Raw genomic sequence first — 16,322 nt, forward strand, 5'->3', positions numbered from 1 at the left:
ATGAGCATGAAACCCGAACAAGCAGCCGGGTTCCAGAAAGTCTTCGACAAACTGGTCGAAAACGTGGAACAGGTACTCCTGGGCAAGAACCGAACAGTTCGCCTCGCCTTCACCGCCATGCTCAGCGGTGGGCACCTCCTCCTGGAGGACTACCCCGGCACAGGAAAGACCTCCCTAGCTCGGGCCATGGCACAAAGTGTCCAGGGATCCCATTCTCGTATTCAGTTCACCCCGGACCTTCTCCCCGGTGACATCACCGGTGTGAGCATCTTTGACCAGAAAAAAGGCGCCTTTGAATTCCACAAAGGCCCGATTTTCTCCAACATCGTCCTCGCTGACGAAATTAACCGCGCCAGCCCCAAAACTCAGTCAGCACTGCTCGAAGTGATGGAAGAACACCACGTCACCGTTGATGGCGTGACACACCCCACGGGCGAACCTTTCATGGTTATTGCCACCCAGAACCCGATTGAACAAGCAGGAACCTACCGACTACCTGAGGCACAGCTCGACCGCTTCTTGATGAAAGCCTCGTTGGGATACCCTGACCACGCCTCAACTATGCAAATTCTGGAAGGCTCAGCAAAGAAAAAAAACGGAGAACTCGACGGAGTCGTTCCTGCAGAGATGGTGGTCAAGCTCATCGAGTTGGCCAAGACCGTTCACGTGGATGCTGAAATCAATGACTACGTTTCGCGCATTGTCGAAGCAACCCGCTTTGCCCCCGAGGTCCGCCTGGGTGCTTCAGTTCGTGGAGCACTCGCACTGATTGCCGCCTCACGTGTCCACGCTGCATCACAGGGACGACACTTCGTCATACCTGATGATGTTAAAGCGCTTGCCGACTCTGTTCTCTCACACCGCCTCGTGCTCGATCCTGAAGCAGAGTTTGATGGTGTTACTGCGAACAATGTTGTGGGCAAGATTTTGATTGATCTTCCCGTGGGAGCACCTGCCGCCTAATGTTTCTTCGCGTAGTCACCTTCAGAGGGTGGGGTTGGGCTGTTGCAGCCCTACTCTGCCTTATTGTTGGTGCTTCGCTGGGCTGGATTGAACTCATTGGCTTAGGTGTTGCAGGGGTCGTTACTTTCGGGTTCGCATCGCTGTATGCACTCTTCCGCCATGCCCACGAGGTTTCTTTCCATCTTGCGCATGAACGCGTCGTCGTCGGCGATGAAGCGCAACTCATCGTCAGTGTTCGCAACCCCACTTCGCACTCCCTCATGGGATTAGATGTTTTTGTTCCAGTGGGGGACTCTCAGGTTGAAACGCAGGTGGGGCGTCTTCGTAAGAGTGCTCATGAAGACATATCGTTACCTATTCCGACTGAACACCGTGGCATGGTGCAGGTAGGTCCTGCTCGTGTTGTGCGTCAAGACCCACTGGGGTTGGTATCTCGCGAGGTCGTGCATGGCGAACCGCGCACGCTATTCATTCACCCACGCACTATCGGATTACTGAGTATGAGCACAGGTTTCGTTCGAGATCTTGAAGGAAATCCCACGAAAGACCTCACCGATAGTGACCTGTCCTTTCACGCCTTGCGTGAATATGTTCCAGGGGACGATCGCCGCAATATTCACTGGAAATCCACCGCAAAAACCGGGGAGTTCATGGTCCGACAGTTTGAGCAAACTCGTCGCTCCCACCTGATGATTGCCTTGGATACTGACCCAGCTGCCTATGCAGGGGATGATGATTTTGAACTCGCTGTCAGCACGGCAGCGTCCTTGGGCGTTCGGGCGATTCGTGACACCCGAGATCTTTCCGTGTTGGTGAGCGCTGATGCCAGGCCTCAACCAACGGGGCGGCTCAGTGCATTGCGTGAAGCTGCACGCGAGTTAGCTTCCCGCCGCCGCGCTGAAAGGCCGGCAGTCAATCGTGTCCGAGGGCTCTCAACTGTCTCAAAGGATCGTCTGCTCGATGAGCTCTCAGGCATTCATCTCCAGGAGGGAAGCCCCAACATTGTTGAGCTTTCACGTCTAGCTTCTGTACAAGCCGCGGATGTCTCAATTGCTTTTGTGGTGACTGGCCCAACTGTTGAGTCCAAGACGCTTCACTCAGCCTCGATTGCTTTCCCTGCGGGTGTTGAGGTTGTGATTTTGAGCTGTGCACCGGAAGCTTCCCCGCAAACTCGTCGCATGGGGCGCCTCACTGTGGCCACTATCGGACGTCTCGATGACGTTCAGCAGTTGCTGGGTAAAAGGATGACACTGGCATGAGAGCACTCTTTCTCGCTCTCGCAGTAGTGGTCTCACTGGTTCCGTTATGGCCGGTGTACCAAACACCTGCGTTTATTGTCGCTGTGGTCGTTGGTGGGCTACTCGGTGCTCTAATTGCATTAGTTTCTGCCCGCAGATCATGGTCGGTTCTCGCAACCGTCTTGGCAACTGTGGGGGCATATTTACTCGTTGGAGTTCCTGTAGCCATTCCCAGCCAGGCACTTTTTGGCATTCTTCCCACGCTTCAGGGTGAGCTTTCTCTCATTACCGCGGTGGTGCTTTCCTGGAAGCAGCTCGTCACGGTTATGCCTCCCGTGGGATCCTATGAGGCGCTTCTGGTTCCAGCGTTTATTTTGTCGCTCTGTGGTGTTCTGCTCGCCACGGTGTTATCGCTTCGTCTCCCACGTAACCGGGCACGTTCGAACTGGGCAGCAGTGGTCCCGTTGCTCACGCTTGGAACCTCTATTTGGTTAGGTCCTAGCAGAAGCTTTGCCAGCATTGTGGTCACCGTTGGCGTCTTTGTTCTCATTGCGCTGTGGTTTGCTGCAGGGCGGAGCACAAACACCCGGGCAGGATTCAGGTCTTTAGGTGTTGTTGTTCTGGCAGCGGTTGTGGCATCAGCCATTGTTGTTGTAGTTCCTATTACGAACCGCAGTGTGTGGCGCACCGAAATTGAACAGCCTTTTGTTCTTCAAGATGACACGAGCCCACTCTCGGAGTATCGAAACTACGTCACCGGAAATCAGCAATCTGCAGAACTGTTGACTGTGACAGGTTTGGAAGCTGGTCAACGTCTTTCTCTGGCCACGCTCGATAACTACACCGGAGTGCTCTATTCGGTCGGTGGTGTGGCCGCGGACTTCACCAAAATTCCAGGTTCGCTACCAGTTGATTCTTCCTCGGGACAAAAAGTTTCTGCTGAGATCACCATTGATCAACTCACGGGACCCTGGGTTCCACTTCCCGGTGCTCTGGGTTCGCTGTCCTTTACAGGATCCAATGCTCGAAGTTTGACAGATAGTTTTTACTACAGTCGTCCATCTCAAACAGGAGCTCTTATAACAGGTTTGGCCTCTGGCGACAGTTACACCACTGTTGCTCACGAGGGTGAGATGGTCAATGTTGATGCGTTGGCTTCGCTGACACCTGGAGAGGCCATCGTTCCTGCCCCAGCGGTGATTCCAGATGGACTCGATGCTTTCGTTGCCACCACTGCCAAGGGGAAAACCTCAGCAGGTGAGCGGTTACAAGCCTCCCTGACAGCTCTGATGACTGAAGGGTATATCAGCCACGGCGGTCCTGGTGAAGTCCCTAGTGCGTCAGGTCACGGCGCCAACCGCATCGCAGCCTTATTTGCGGCAACTCCCATGGTTGGCGATGCTGAGCAATATTCCACCGCCGCAGCGTTGATTGCAACCCAACTTGGTTTCCCGGCACGGGTCGTGATGGGCTTCATTGCTCCGGAAGGATCCAGTGCACAGTCAGCACTGACCTTCACTGGGGCAGATATGACCGCGTGGATTGAAGTTTCTACAAGCCAGGGATGGGTTGCCATCAACACCAATCCGGCTGAGCGTCCCATTCCGGACGAGCAACCACAAGACCCAACTGAGGTGGCATTCCCACAAACTGCTGCTGACCCTCCTGCCCAGGAAGAACCTCAACTCAACGACAGTGCCTCTGCCGAGGCGGCGCAAGAAGAACAGCCCAACACAGTAGACCCTGTGTTGCAGACTGTTCTGGCCATCATCTCTGGCGTTGCCTGGACACTGCTGTGGCTGGGCATTCTTGCCTCGCCGCTCCTTTCCATCGTGTTCCTCAAGCGCAGACGACGAAACAAGAGGTTCACAGCTGCCACAAGCCAGGAGCAAGTCTTGGGAGCCTGGGAAGAACTCCGGGATGTGCTCGTTGATAACGGCACGGCAGCCCCAGCATCAAATACTCGCCGCGAGATTGCAGAAGAAACAGGAATACACGCAGCAACAGCTGTTGCTGTCCTTGCAGACACGGCACAGTATTCAGGTGAAAAAGTGAGTGAGAGTGAAGTACTGCGTGCGTGGACTGACGTTGATCAGCTCAGCGATGAAATAGCTCGAGAACGCACTAGATGGCAACGTATCCGGGCACGAATCTCCCTGCGTTCTTTCAACATTCCCTGGGCCCGCTTGACCAGCTGGCTTCCCAAGCGCCGGTAACATCGCAGTATGGAGTGTGAGGTTTGTCACAGTGCGTTGCCAGCCGGTGCGCTGTTTTGTGGTGAATGTGGAAGTTCGTTAGCGAGAACACAGAGTGTTCCTGTGGTGCAACCTCGTGAACCTGAGGCATCCATCCCGCCGGCAGAGTCTTTCATTCCTGCCGCAGAACCAGATTCGGTCACCACATCCACCAATATCGTGGAAAGAATTGACGGTAATGACCTGTCAGAACTTTTTGATGCGCCACCTGTAGCAGTTGTTGAACCGCCCCGTTTTGCCACCGAGGCTGAGCTGGCAACCGTGAGTTCTTTCACCATTACTTTGGCAACCGGTGAAAGTGTCGACATCACCCAGAGCGCCCTTCTTGGACGCATGCCCCAACCTGGTGAGGGTGAAGAATTTGAGCACCTCATTGTTGTGACTGATCCGGGCCGGTCCGTCTCAAAAACACATCTTGAGTTTGGTGTTGAGGGTGCTGAACTGTGGATCAGCGACCGTAACAGTGGCAATGGTTCCATCATTCGTGAACCCGGTGTTGTTCCCCGTCGCGCACAGCCTGGAACTCGTTACACGGTCGTTCGCGGAACACGCGTGGATATTGGAGATCTCCACCTCACTATCACCTAGGGCGAGTTATCCCCACACGAGGGTGAATGGAACATCGAGCCAGTATGAATGTGGTGAAGTGCTCGAATGCGTTTCCCTATCTTTGCCCTCCTTGCACCCATCGTCACAAGTGTCATTCTCTGGTTGGTAACAGGCTCTGCCTACACCCTGTTATTTGCTCTGCTGGGGCCCATCATGGCGCTGGCCCAGTTTGCCGATGGCAAACTGCAGGCCAGAAAGTCAGAAAAACTCAAACAAGAAAACGACGACGAGGAAGAAATAACTCAGCGTGCTCGAGAGCTCGAACAGCGCCAAGCTGAGCGTGATGAACTCATTCTGAAATATCCGGCAGCTAGCCAGTGGGCTTTACCCACCAACAATCTCAGACCTGCCTGGGCTGCATCAGCACAGCCAGAGGGAACCCAGCGCCTGATTCGAATTGGGCTTGCGCTTCGTGAGGGAAAACCAGTCGTGGTTGATGCGCATTCAGGGATTGCCGTGTGTGGCGATGAGGTCGAGGCGCGCTCAGCCTTAAGGGCAATGGGTTTCCAGTTGTTGTGGACGTGGGGGCTCTCCGAAGCATCCAAGATGGGGTGGAGCGTTGGTGGAGAGCCGGAACTCGACCAGTTCGCAAGTTCGAATCACCAGCCTGCTGACGTAATCCTTCATCGCGTGGATGCTTCTGAGGTGTTGCCCAGTGGCGTTCGATACCTCCTCACCATTAACAGAGGCAGAGCCGTCCTTCGTGATGTTGTGGACCCACTTATTCGTGATGTGGAGCTTCAGGTTGATTTGCTCACCCGAGCAGAGTCAAACAGAATCATCACACTGCTGAATGCCGAAAGTGTTGCGGCTCAGGCGCGACATACTCCTGTATCAACTATTCCGAGTTCAGTTCCTGCCGTCATCAATAGGTCGTCAGAATGGGAGCATTCTCGGGATTCTTTGCTGGCCTGCCTGGGGAGGAAACATGAACATCCGCTGTTACTGGATCAAGTTCAGGCAGGGCCTCACGCTGTTATTGCAGGAATGACAGGCTCTGGCAAAACAGAGTTCTTGCTGTCATGGGTGCTCAGCCTTGCCTCGATGTATTCGCCACAGCGGCTTTCCCTTCTTCTCATTGATTACAAAGGGGGAGCAGGTTTTTCTCGTGTGAAAGACCTACCGCACGTCGCTGGCGTTCTCACTGACCTCACTCCGCATCAAACCCGTCGAGCAATCTCTTCACTACAGGCAGAGATTCGTTACCGGGAGCACGTCCTCGCCGAGGCGGGTGTTGCAGATATTTCAGAATTACCCGAGAAGGTGGAGCTTGCTCGCTTGCTCATTGTGGTGGACGAGTATCGAGTGCTCGCGGAATCTTTCGCCGAGTGTGCAGCTTTGTTTGTAGATGTGGCAGCGAGAGGGCGTTCCCTCGGGATGCATCTCATCCTCTCAAGCCAGCGAACCGGTGGAGTCATCACTGACGCAATATTGGCAAACTGTTCGCTCAGGGTTAGTTTCCGTGTTTCTGACAAGGCAGATTCGCATACGTTACTTGGTGTTGAGGATGCCTACAATCTGCCCCATATTCCAGGTCGCGCCCTCATCCAAGGAACTGAGGTCCCGCTCACTGAATTCCAGGCAGCTAGAACCACTGATGAAGACCTCCATGCAGTCTTGAAAAAGTCTCAACGCTGGCTTGATGAGAAACCGTTATGGGAACAGCATGTGCCGTGGAAGCCAGAACTACCGCGAGAGATTGCATCCTCTGAGATGCCACCACCTCTTGAAAACTCAGCCTGGCTGGGGATACTCGATATCCCAGAAAATCAAGCTCAGGACTGGACCCCGTACATCCCACACCAAGACGGAAACCTCCTCGTTACTGGTCCTGCACGTTCAGGAGTGAGTTGCGCAGTGGCCTCACTGCACTCCCAATTAGGTGGCTTGGTGCTGCGAGATAGTGAGATTGCGTGGGACGCTGTCGTCGAGGAGCCAGAGTCTCTCCTTCGAGAAGGATCAAAGGTTTTCATTGAAGATCTTGATCATCTCCTCGATTGTTTTGGCCTGGAACATCGTGAGCAATTTCTTGCTTCACTGATGAAATGTGTACGGCTTGCGCCCCAACGCAACACAGTTTTCGTTATTGGGAGTAAAGAAAACCCGCGCGGCACTCAAGCACTGGTGGATTTGTTCCCGATGCGACTGCAGCTTCTCAGCGCATCTGAGCCAGGTCGGGGCCTCTGGCGGGGCCATCAGATTCAACTCGTCCATGGTGGTGACCTCCAGCCTGAGTCAGGTCAGTGGGGAGAAATGATCTGTGAAGAAGAATGTTCGTATGCGGTGATTACTCACCGCAAAACTTCCCTCATCAGTAGTTTGACCAAGGCATACGGGGATCGGGTGAGTGCGCTGAAATCAGCGTTGAACGTCTCTCCTTCTGTCAACTTTCCTATAGTTATTGGCACACCGGATGAGTGGATGCTCAACCACGCTCAACTCGCCGAAATGAGAGAAGCAGGACTTCTCATTCTTGACAGATGTTCACCAAGCGAGATACGCGGATTACGTCTGAAATCAGGGTTATTCCCTCACTCCGAGAACGACACAGCCCTCGTGGTTGAACCTGATGGCTCCACCACGAGGGCTGTGTTGAGAACTTAGGCGAAGATAGCGTCCAAGTCGCTGTATTCCATGCCTACAGCAGTTGCTACAGGAGCGTTGGTGACAGCACCAGCGTGGGTGTTGAGACCTAGGCGGAGTGAGAGGTCTGCCTTGAGTGCTGCGTGCCATCCGTTGTTTGCAATGGAGCGCAGGTAAGGCAGGGTAGCGTTCGTCAATGCGTAGGTGGAGGTGTTGGGCACCGCACCAGGCATGTTGGCTACGCAGTAGAACAGAGAGTTGTGCACCTGGAAGGTGGGCTCTGCGTGAGTGGTTGGGTGGGTGTCTGCGAAGCAACCACCCTGGTCAACAGCGATGTCAACGAGAACACTGCCTGGCTTCATGCGTTTGACCAAGTCGTTGCTGACGAGCTTGGGTGCCTTTGCACCGGGTATGAGGACAGAACCAATGACCATGTCAGCTTCAAGACAGGCCTTCTCGATTTCGAAGGAGTTCGAAGCGATGGTCTTGATGCGGCCGTCATACAGGGCGTCGAGCTCGCGCAGGCGGAAGAGGTTGGTGTCCAAAACAGTTACTTCTGCGCCCATACCTGCTGCAACCTGAACAGCGTTGGTGCCAGCAACACCGCCACCGAGAACAACAACCTTTGCAGGGTGGGTTCCAGGAACGCCGGGAACCAGGAGGCCAGGACCGCCGTTGGGCTTGAGCATGACGTTCGCCCCCAAGATGGGTGCAAGACGACCTGCAACCTCACTCATCGGAGCAAGCAGAGGTAGCTGGCGGGTGGGAAGCTGAACGGTTTCGTATGCAATAGCGGTGACTTTGGAGTCAACCAGTGCCTTGGTGAGCTCTGGCTCAGCAGCAAGGTGGAGGTAGGTGAAAAGTACGAGCCCCTCACGGAAGTACTTGTATTCGCTGGCAATGGGTTCTTTAACCTTGAGCAGAACGTCTGCTGCTGCCCAAACTTCCTCAGCAGTTGCAACAATCTTTGCGCCAGCTGCTTTGTATGCCTCATCGGTGATCGAGGAGCCGACACCAGCTCCAGACTGAACGAGGACTTCGTGTCCGTTACCAACAAGTTCGTGAACGCCTGCGGGGGTAATTGCAACGCGGAACTCGTTGTTCTTGATTTCGGTTGGTACTGCGACCTTCATGGGATCTCCTGAATCGAGCTCACCCCTCGTTGGGTGAGTACTCAACTACTTTATCTTTTCCAATGACGAAATCGAAAGTATTTTTATGAAAATCATACGGATTTCGTAATTTCATTGGTTGAAACCGATGGTTTCCACGTAATGGCAAACAAAACACTCTGTGGGGTTGTGCGCCGAATAAAAAGCATCAAATACTCAATTCGACCAGCGCGCTTAGTGCTGATAATGTTGTCTTTCGGTTCGGAACACAATTTCGAACCAACTGCACCTCTAGCTCAATTGGCAGAGCAACTGACTCTTAATCAGTGGGTTCCGGGTTCAAGTCCCGGGGGGTGCACAAACATTCAGACCACCTCTCGCCAGGTGGTCTTTTTGTTTCCCTGGAAGAGATGGTCTGAATGATTGGACTAGGGGAGCACTATCTGAGCTTGTGAGCTCACAGTGCTGCCAGTGAAATTGTTAGTCAACATCAGGTTTGAAATCTGTGAACCCAGCTGCTGAGCAATTCTGTCCTGCTCATTAGTTGTGTTTTGCTCACCCTTGTATCCGGCAGTTGCAAAAGCAGTATCAGCATCAGATTTGGTCACAAAAAGCTGTGTCGTCAGTACTTCGGAACCGTTTTCCCAAATTTTGACGTGGATGTGCACGGTTCGCCCCGGATACCATCCAGGAAAAATCGTCTGGAATGTGACTTGCCCTTTTTCATTCGTTGTTTTAGTGCCTCGAAGGAATGTTTTATCGCCGCAATCAGCACAACCTTCCTTGGGATCAGTTACTCCTGAATATTGACCTTGGGCATTGGCATGCCAGATATCTACACGTGCATTGGGAATTGGCTGGCAATTCGTGTCTACCACGGTCAATGTCAACGTCATTGGAAGTCCAGCTTGTCCTTCTGTGATGTCTGAACGAACGAAGTCACCAGATTTGTAATAGGGACCTTCTGTGACAGATGGAGATGCGGGGACACTTCCTTCACAGTTCACAGCGTTGCCGGAGGTATCAACCGTTGTGGTTGATTTAGTGGAGGCCGAGACAGCAATGGTTGCAGGGCTTGTGTCCATTGATGCCGTTGTTGAGCATCCTGCCAAGGCAAGGACAGTCAGGAGGGAGCCGGTAGTGGCGAGGGTAATTTTCTTCATGCTGCCCACGCTAAGAGGATTTCCTATGTCTGGGCTATGAAAATCTGATGGGGAAATTATGAGTTTTCCCAATACGGAATTCAAACAGCAACTAAGGTGTTTTATAACGAGGATTTGTTTTGTGCACCTAATAGAACCTCAAAGGATAGGCGTCTTCACGTGCTGAAAATCACTAGAAATTCAATCTCAGTTGCCGCGATTTGTGCGAGCTTCGTGATGACTTTCACCGCTACGCCCAGCGTTGCTGCACCCGCACAACCCTGTTCGGTTCAAGTAATCAGCTCGGGTTCATTGACTTGCACTCTCGATGCTGGGCAGACCATCTCTTTTGTGATGAAAGCAGGAAATGGTGGAGCCGGTGGAAACGGCGGGGTCGGTGGTAGTGGCTCAGGAGCGATGGGCGGAATTGGCGGCCAAGGCGGGACTGGAGGTGTTGGTGGATCAGGAGCCAAGTCTGATTTCACCTACACGAATAATTCTGGTTCTGTTCAGTCTTTGAGATTCGTTGTTGGAACTAGTGGCTCAACTGGCGTAAACGGCACCAATGGTGCTCCAGGTGTTGCTGGTACTAGCGGAACTTCTGGTGGTGACGGCTTATCTTCTGTGTTGAGCATTAGCTCGGTCACGATCTACGAAGTCTTGCCCGGCCTTGGCGGAACTGGTGGAACTGGAGGTGCTCCAGGCGGTCCTGAAATGAACATGGGATTCACTGTACCTGGCGCGCCTGGCATCCCCGGAGTCAACGGCATTGCTGGCTCCAACGGTACTGGCGGAACATTGACTACGACTTGGCAGGAAGCCTCTTTCATTTCAATCACTGCTATCAATAGCCCACAGCCAACTGCTTCAGCGACGCCTGCACCAGCCACAGAAAACAATTCTGGTTTGGCAACCACGGGAGCTGATTCAGCTCCGGAAATATTCCTATTCGCCACTGGCGGTCTTGGCCTCATCGGAATTGGAATTTTGTTGGTTCGAAAAAAACTAAGCGGCACCAACGCCTAGTAGTGAACCAACTAGATACGTTGCAGTTACTGCAATCGCTCCAAAGAAAAGTTGGCGCAGAGCACTCTTCCACCAAGACTTCCGGGTAAACCGAGCAGCGATACCTCCCGCAACCAGTAGGCCGACACCTCCTGTTGCGAGACCAAGCCACAAAGATTCAAATCCGAGAGCATAGGGAATCAAAGGAATAAATGCCCCGGCTGCAAACATCGCGAAGGAGGACATCGCTGCAATCCACGGAGAAGGTTTGGAGTCGGGATCAACACCCAGCTCCTGCGTGATGTGAATGCGCGCAGCTTGTTCGGAGTTTTGGTGAACCTCTGAAGCGGCGAACTGCGCGGTCTTCTCGGTCATACCCATTTCGATGAAGTTAAGCACCAACTCGTTTTCTTCACCTTGCGGGTTTCGAGCGTGAGCTTGACGCTCAATCTCTAACTCTGAATCGACCTGTTCATTTGCTGTCTTGACCGAGGCATATTCGCCCAAAGCCATCGAGAACGCACCGGCAACTAGACCAGCAGCGCCGGTGAGGACAACTGTTTGAGGGCTTGCTCCTGCGGCGCCGATACCCGCAATGAGGGCAATGTTGGAGACAAGTCCGTCCATGGCGCCGAATACTGAAGCACGCAGCCATCCACCTGAGAGATCAGGGTGAGAGTGATCGTACTCGTGGGGGTCAGCACCCTTAAGGGGAGTCGAAATCATGGTTAGAAGTCGTAAGGCTCGTTCTCGAGCTCGTCCTGCTGGCTTTCCTTCACCACATCAGCGACGGCTAGGGCAACAGAAATTCCCCATCCCAGCCACACAAGAATCAAACGCCAGTCGCGAGGGCCACGCAATGTGGCACGCAGTGCCGTAAAGCCGCCGAAGAGGGCACCGAGCACACTGGCATTGAATAAAAACTTGCGCATGTCTCAAGGTTACCGGTTCGTCGGCACGCCCGCGCCTTTCGGCTGTTTTCCCAGGTGCCCCGCCTAGGCTCAATACGTCATGATTCGTTTTAATTCGGTCACCAAGAAATACGCAGGTTCTTCTCGTCCTGCCCTCAACGGGGTTGATTTCGAGATTCAGCGTGGCGAGTTTGTCTTCCTCGTTGGTGCCTCAGGTTCAGGTAAGTCTTCCTGCCTGCGTTTGATGATTAAAGAAGACAAGCCCAATGCAGGATCTATCCACGTTCTCGGTCAGGACCTTGGGTCGATTTCCAGTCGCAAGGTTCCCTATTTCCGCCGAAACTTGGGCGTGGTTTTTCAGGACTTCCGTCTGCTTCCCAACAAGACAGTTTTTGACAACGTCGCATTCACCTTGCAGGTGATTGGTAAGTCTCGAGGTTTCATTCAAGAGGCTGTTCCCGACGTTCTTAAAATGGTTGGTCTCGCCGGTAAAGCTCAGCGTTACCCTCACGAACTTTCTGGTGGTGAGCAGCAGCGCGTAGCGATTGCGCGCGCCATTGTGAACAAACCCGCACTTCTTCTAGCTGATGAGCCAACAGGTAACCTTGACCCTGCCACCAGTGCAGGAATTATGGCTCTGTTGGAGCGCATTAATGCTGGTGGAACCACCATTGTGATGGCGACGCACGCGGCAGACTTCGTTGACCGCATGCAAAAACGCGTGATTGAACTTGTTGCTGGTCAGATTGTTCGTGATGAGCGTGAATCTGGCTATGGAAACACGGCAGCCCTTCCCATTGTGGGCGCTGACGCCACCATCAACTCCACTGGCGATCACACAGCTGCTGCCGCAGCTGCGATGGCGGCAACGACGCGTCCACAAGGTATCATCACTGAGTCGCAACAGCCTCAAATTATTGAGACAACTGACATTGTTGTTCCCACTCCAGTATTTGATCCGGTCGATGAAATCACCATGGATGCTGTTCCTGAGATCCCTAGCGCCTATGACACCGGTGAGATTGATGACTTGGGTGATTTGAACGAACTCTTTGGCATGAATGATTCGCGCCCTGTTCCTCGTCTTGACCCTCCTGCGTTTGCCGATACTCCGGCAACGGAGCAAACAGAATCACTAACGAAGCCTGGTGTTGATCTCAATGCTTTGCCGCTGACAGAGCGTTTGCGTATTCAGGCGCAACAACGTGCAAAGAAATCTGGCAATGATGACCAGAATGTGGGGCCTGTTCGATGAGGTTTGCACTGGTCTGGGCAGAGGTTGCTAATGGTCTCCGCCGGAACTTCTCCATGGTTGTTTCGGTTATTTTGGTGACCTTTATTTCGCTGACCTTTGTTGGTACAGCAATCCTGATGCAGATGCAGATTGGCCAGATGAAGAACTATTGGTACGACAAAGCACAGGTTGCTGTGTACCTCTGTACTGAAGTCTCAGCCGGCGAGAACTGTATTGATGGGGCAGCTACTGAAGCTGAAGTCCAAGCAGTAGAAGAAACTCTCTCTTCAGAAACGTTGTCCCCATTTATTGACAAGTACTACTTCGAAGATCACGAACAGGCTTACGCGAACTTCCAAGAACAGTTCAAAGACAACCCTGTTGCTGAATATGTCACTCCGGAACAGCTCAACGAAACCTTTTGGGTAAACCTCAAAGACCCTTCGCAATCTGCAGTCCTTGTTGAGGCGTTATCGGCACAAAAGGGCGTAGAAGCTGTCACAGATCAACGCAGTTACCTGGATCAGATTTTCTCCATTCTCAACTCTGCGAGCTACACCGCCATTGGTGTTGCTGGGTTGATGCTGATCGCAGCTGTGCTTCTGATCGCAACAACTATTCGTCTTTCTGCTTTCTCGCGGCGTCGTGAACTGGGCATTATGCGTCTAGTGGGTGCCTCCAACCGCTTTATTCAAACCCCGTTCATTTTGGAAGGTGTGTTTGCTGCATTGGTGGGGTCGATTATGGCCGGTGGCGCAATCATTGCTCTCGTTCATTTCTTCGTACAGGGTTACCTGGCAGTCAACATCCCACTGACCTCCTTTGTGGGACTGAGCGAGGCATTCTTTGTCGTGCCAATCTTGGTGGTCGTGGGATCACTGCTGGCAGCGATCTCAGCCAACTTCGCTATCACGCGATACCTCAAGATTTAGACCCAGCATGGGGCGCGTAAACTAGGACTTTGCGCATGAAGCTTGAAGGAGGTGTGCAATGCCGAAAGAAAAAGGTCAAAAGGTTGTTGCCACCAACCGTAAGGCTCGCCACGACTACAACATCATTGACACCTATGAGTGCGGCTTGGTGTTGTGGGGGACAGAAGTAAAGTCTCTGCGCCAAGGCCGGGCATCGCTGACAGATGGTTACGCCTTTATTGAAAATGGGGAAGCGTGGCTTGATGCCGTGCACATCCCTGAATATCACCAGGGAACCTGGAACAACCACACACCCAGGCGTAAGCGTAAGCTGCTGATGCACAAGCAGGAGATCACCAAGCTCGCTAACAAAGTGAAGGAGGGCGGTTACACCCTCATTCCCTTATCGCTCTATTTCAACGATGGTCGGGCAAAAGTTGAACTTGCCCTGGCTAAGGGTAAAAAGGAATACGACAAGCGCCAGGCCCTGCGCGAACGCCAAGACAAGCGCGAAGCAGACCGAGCTATCTCTGCACGCAAACACTTGGGCGAGTAAACTCACAGCTCACGGGAATAATTATTGTCAGGTGCGCGTTGTACACTTCAACTGCGCAATAAATACGCGCCAGAGCGAGCTTGACTCGTTTTCACAACTCAACAGCGCATGATGTGACAACGCACTCTCATGGGGATGATCGGATTCGACATTGCCTGCGAGCGAGAGAGAAGCGGGTCGAGGATGCACAGTTATCTCGTAAACGCTCTGTGCAAAATATAGGTGCCAAATCTAAGCGCGCCGACTTCGCCCTCGCTGCCTAAGCGAGCCTGAAGTCCGTCAGACCGGACTAGATCCCGATCCGTGCTCTGGCGTCATCTAGGGAACTAGCTGCAGTGTTATGCCTGAGGGCACTGTGGGACTCTTACTCAGACTGGGCTCGTCGACTTAGATGCTGGTAACAAAGGTCGGAGCCAAGTAGAACGCCTCTAATCAGCTACACCCGTAGAAGACTCACAATCCCAGCAGTGGACGGGGGTTCAATTCCCCCCATCTCCACCACTTGTGAATGTCACATCATGCGCTGTGAGTAGTGAAGAAGCCCTGCAGTGCAGGGCTTTTTCTGTTTCAATAGGGCTATGTCTTCACCGCAGGTTGTTCAGTGCACGTTAGAAGAACACGGTGAGGCAATTCGTGAGATTCTCAATGATGCAATTGTGAACTCAACTGCCCTGTTCGATTATGAACCGCGCACACAGGCAAACATGGTTACCTGGTTTGAGGCGAAAAGGGTAGGTAACTATCCCGTCATCGGTTTGATCAATGACGAGGGTGTGCTGATGGGCTTTGGCAGTTTGGGAAGCTTCCGGCCGTTCCCCGCCAATAAATACACTGTGGAACACTCGGTGTACGTTCACAAAGACTTTCGTGGGCAAGGCTTCGGTAAACAACTCTTGGAGCTGCTCATTGATGCCGCGACAAAGCTGGAATTCCACGTCATGCTCGGAGGCATTGACGCTTCGAACACGGCTAGCATTCACCTGCACACCCAACTAGGGTTTGTGCACGTGGGAACCCTTCCTGAAGTGGGATACAAGTTTGGTCGTTGGTTAGATTTGGCGTTTTATCAGCTCACGCTTCCCACGCCAGGCAACCCCAGCGATAGCTAGCCGTTATAGCGCCCTTCACGGTGGTTCAGCGCGAGGATGAAGTTGAACACAAATGCTCCCACAGCCGAGTAGAGCACAATCACAGGCGAGGCGACAAAGAAGGCACCTGCCACAATGGCTAGATCAATGACCAACTGAACATACCCTGCACGCCAACCATATTGCTCCTGAGCGATGAGGGCCACAACGTTGAAGCCGCCCAAGGATGAGCGGTGACGGAATAGTCCCAACACACCAATACTGGCCACTACGTTGCCGACAACTGCACCGAATAGCGGATCAATATCCAGGGGGCCTAAGTTCATTGCTGTGAGTTGAGTAAACAGTGAAACTAAGACAATTGCGACGAGACTGCGCAACGTGAAGTTCCATCCCTTTTTCCAGACAGCTAAGGGAAGAAAAGGGATGCTGGCTAAAATCCACACCACACTAAACGACAGAGGTGTGGCATAGCTGATGAGTAGGGCCAGACCCGCGATACCGCCTGTAACAACGTGGCCACTGTCCATGAGGAATACCCCGACGGAGGCGAGGAGGGCGGAGGCAGAAATGCCGACAATATCGTCTAAAAGTGAGTGACTCTGGGCATTTGTGGTGCGGGAGTCATCAACAGATGTGTTGTGCACACGTCAATTTCAACACAGCGTTTTTGCTCTTACTATTCGCTCACTTCAGGAAGTATCCGAAGGACCAG

15 protein-coding genes, 1 tRNA gene and 1 other RNA gene are annotated in these 16,322 nt (G+C 53.0%); 12 read left to right on the forward strand and 5 right to left on the reverse strand.

What is annotated here, in order from left to right:
- The 5 genes from AUMI_RS01230 (at nt 1) to AUMI_RS01250 (ending at nt 7,669) form a co-directional block, all read left to right on the forward strand.
- On the forward strand, nt 1-963 hold the full coding sequence (locus tag AUMI_RS01230; protein WP_096380426.1) for an AAA family ATPase: 963 nt from the start codon (nt 1-3) through the stop codon (nt 961-963).
- Nucleotides 963-2,222, forward strand: coding sequence for a DUF58 domain-containing protein (locus AUMI_RS01235; RefSeq protein ID WP_096380428.1), 1,260 nt, complete (start codon nt 963-965; stop codon nt 2,220-2,222). Before AUMI_RS01230 ends, AUMI_RS01235 begins: the two co-directional genes overlap by 1 nt.
- Entirely contained in the window at nt 2,219-4,417 is a 2,199-nt protein-coding gene (locus AUMI_RS01240) for a transglutaminase-like domain-containing protein (RefSeq protein ID WP_096380431.1), read from the forward strand. The genes AUMI_RS01235 and AUMI_RS01240 overlap by 4 nt, the downstream gene beginning before the upstream one ends.
- A 102-nt stretch (nt 4,418-4,519) precedes the next feature.
- Complete coding sequence (locus AUMI_RS01245) at nt 4,520-5,044, forward strand: FHA domain-containing protein (protein ID WP_096380433.1); 525 nt, start codon at nt 4,520-4,522, stop codon at nt 5,042-5,044.
- 66 nt (nt 5,045-5,110) lie between these two features.
- A complete protein-coding gene (locus AUMI_RS01250) occupies nt 5,111-7,669 on the forward strand; it encodes an FtsK/SpoIIIE domain-containing protein (protein ID WP_096380435.1) in 2,559 nt (852 codons plus the stop codon).
- Here the strand turns inward: AUMI_RS01250 and ald are convergent.
- On the reverse strand, nt 7,666-8,781 hold the full coding sequence (ald, locus tag AUMI_RS01255) for an alanine dehydrogenase (protein WP_096380437.1): 1,116 nt from the start codon (nt 8,779-8,781) through the stop codon (nt 7,666-7,668). The two genes, AUMI_RS01250 and ald, sit on opposite strands and share 4 nt — an antisense overlap.
- 264 nt (nt 8,782-9,045) lie before the next feature.
- Between ald and AUMI_RS01260 the strand changes: the two genes are divergently transcribed.
- A tRNA-Lys gene (locus AUMI_RS01260) sits at nt 9,046-9,118 on the forward strand.
- 70 nt (nt 9,119-9,188) lie between these two features.
- Here AUMI_RS01260 and AUMI_RS01265 read toward each other — a convergent pair.
- The gene (locus AUMI_RS01265) at nt 9,189-9,923 is read right to left on the reverse strand and encodes an intradiol ring-cleavage dioxygenase (RefSeq protein WP_148664036.1); all 735 of its coding nucleotides are present in this window, start codon (nt 9,921-9,923) and stop codon (nt 9,189-9,191) included.
- A 159-nt stretch (nt 9,924-10,082) separates the two neighbouring features.
- Between AUMI_RS01265 and AUMI_RS08135 the strand changes: the two genes are divergently transcribed.
- Complete coding sequence (locus tag AUMI_RS08135; protein WP_172418227.1) at nt 10,083-10,928, forward strand: hypothetical protein; 846 nt, start codon at nt 10,083-10,085, stop codon at nt 10,926-10,928.
- Here the strand turns inward: AUMI_RS08135 and AUMI_RS01280 are convergent.
- Together AUMI_RS01280 and AUMI_RS01285 are read right to left on the reverse strand one after the other, a co-directional pair.
- Nucleotides 10,908-11,633: a VIT1/CCC1 transporter family protein gene (locus AUMI_RS01280; protein ID WP_096380447.1), complete on the reverse strand. Its 726-nt coding sequence runs from the start codon at nt 11,631-11,633 to the stop codon at nt 10,908-10,910. The two genes, AUMI_RS08135 and AUMI_RS01280, sit on opposite strands and share 21 nt — an antisense overlap.
- 2 nt (nt 11,634-11,635) lie before the next feature.
- Nucleotides 11,636-11,839, reverse strand: a complete 204-nt coding sequence (locus tag AUMI_RS01285; RefSeq protein WP_096380449.1) for a hypothetical protein — start codon at nt 11,837-11,839, stop codon at nt 11,636-11,638.
- Between the two features lie 79 nt (nt 11,840-11,918).
- Between AUMI_RS01285 and ftsE the strand changes: the two genes are divergently transcribed.
- From ftsE to AUMI_RS01310, 5 genes are all read left to right on the forward strand, one after another.
- Nucleotides 11,919-13,073: a cell division ATP-binding protein FtsE gene (ftsE, locus tag AUMI_RS01290; protein WP_096380451.1), complete on the forward strand. Its 1,155-nt coding sequence runs from the start codon at nt 11,919-11,921 to the stop codon at nt 13,071-13,073.
- A complete protein-coding gene (ftsX, locus tag AUMI_RS01295) occupies nt 13,070-13,984 on the forward strand; it encodes a permease-like cell division protein FtsX (protein ID WP_096380453.1) in 915 nt (304 codons plus the stop codon). Before ftsE ends, ftsX begins: the two co-directional genes overlap by 4 nt.
- Before the next feature lie 58 nt (nt 13,985-14,042).
- Nucleotides 14,043-14,519 (forward strand): SsrA-binding protein SmpB, encoded by a 477-nt coding sequence (smpB, locus tag AUMI_RS01300; protein ID WP_096380455.1) that lies wholly within the window; start codon nt 14,043-14,045, stop codon nt 14,517-14,519.
- A gap of 131 nt (nt 14,520-14,650) precedes the next feature.
- Nucleotides 14,651-15,020: a transfer-messenger RNA gene (gene ssrA / locus AUMI_RS01305) on the forward strand.
- A gap of 77 nt (nt 15,021-15,097) precedes the next feature.
- Nucleotides 15,098-15,628, forward strand: coding sequence for a GNAT family N-acetyltransferase (locus AUMI_RS01310; protein WP_096380457.1), 531 nt, complete (start codon nt 15,098-15,100; stop codon nt 15,626-15,628).
- Here AUMI_RS01310 and AUMI_RS01315 read toward each other — a convergent pair.
- A complete protein-coding gene (locus AUMI_RS01315; protein ID WP_096380459.1) occupies nt 15,625-16,254 on the reverse strand; it encodes a YitT family protein in 630 nt (209 codons plus the stop codon). The two genes, AUMI_RS01310 and AUMI_RS01315, sit on opposite strands and share 4 nt — an antisense overlap.
- Nucleotides 16,255-16,322 lie beyond the last annotated feature (68 nt).

Source organism: Aurantimicrobium minutum (assembly GCF_002355535.1).
Lineage (GTDB): Bacteria > Actinomycetota > Actinomycetes > Actinomycetales > Microbacteriaceae > Aurantimicrobium > Aurantimicrobium minutum.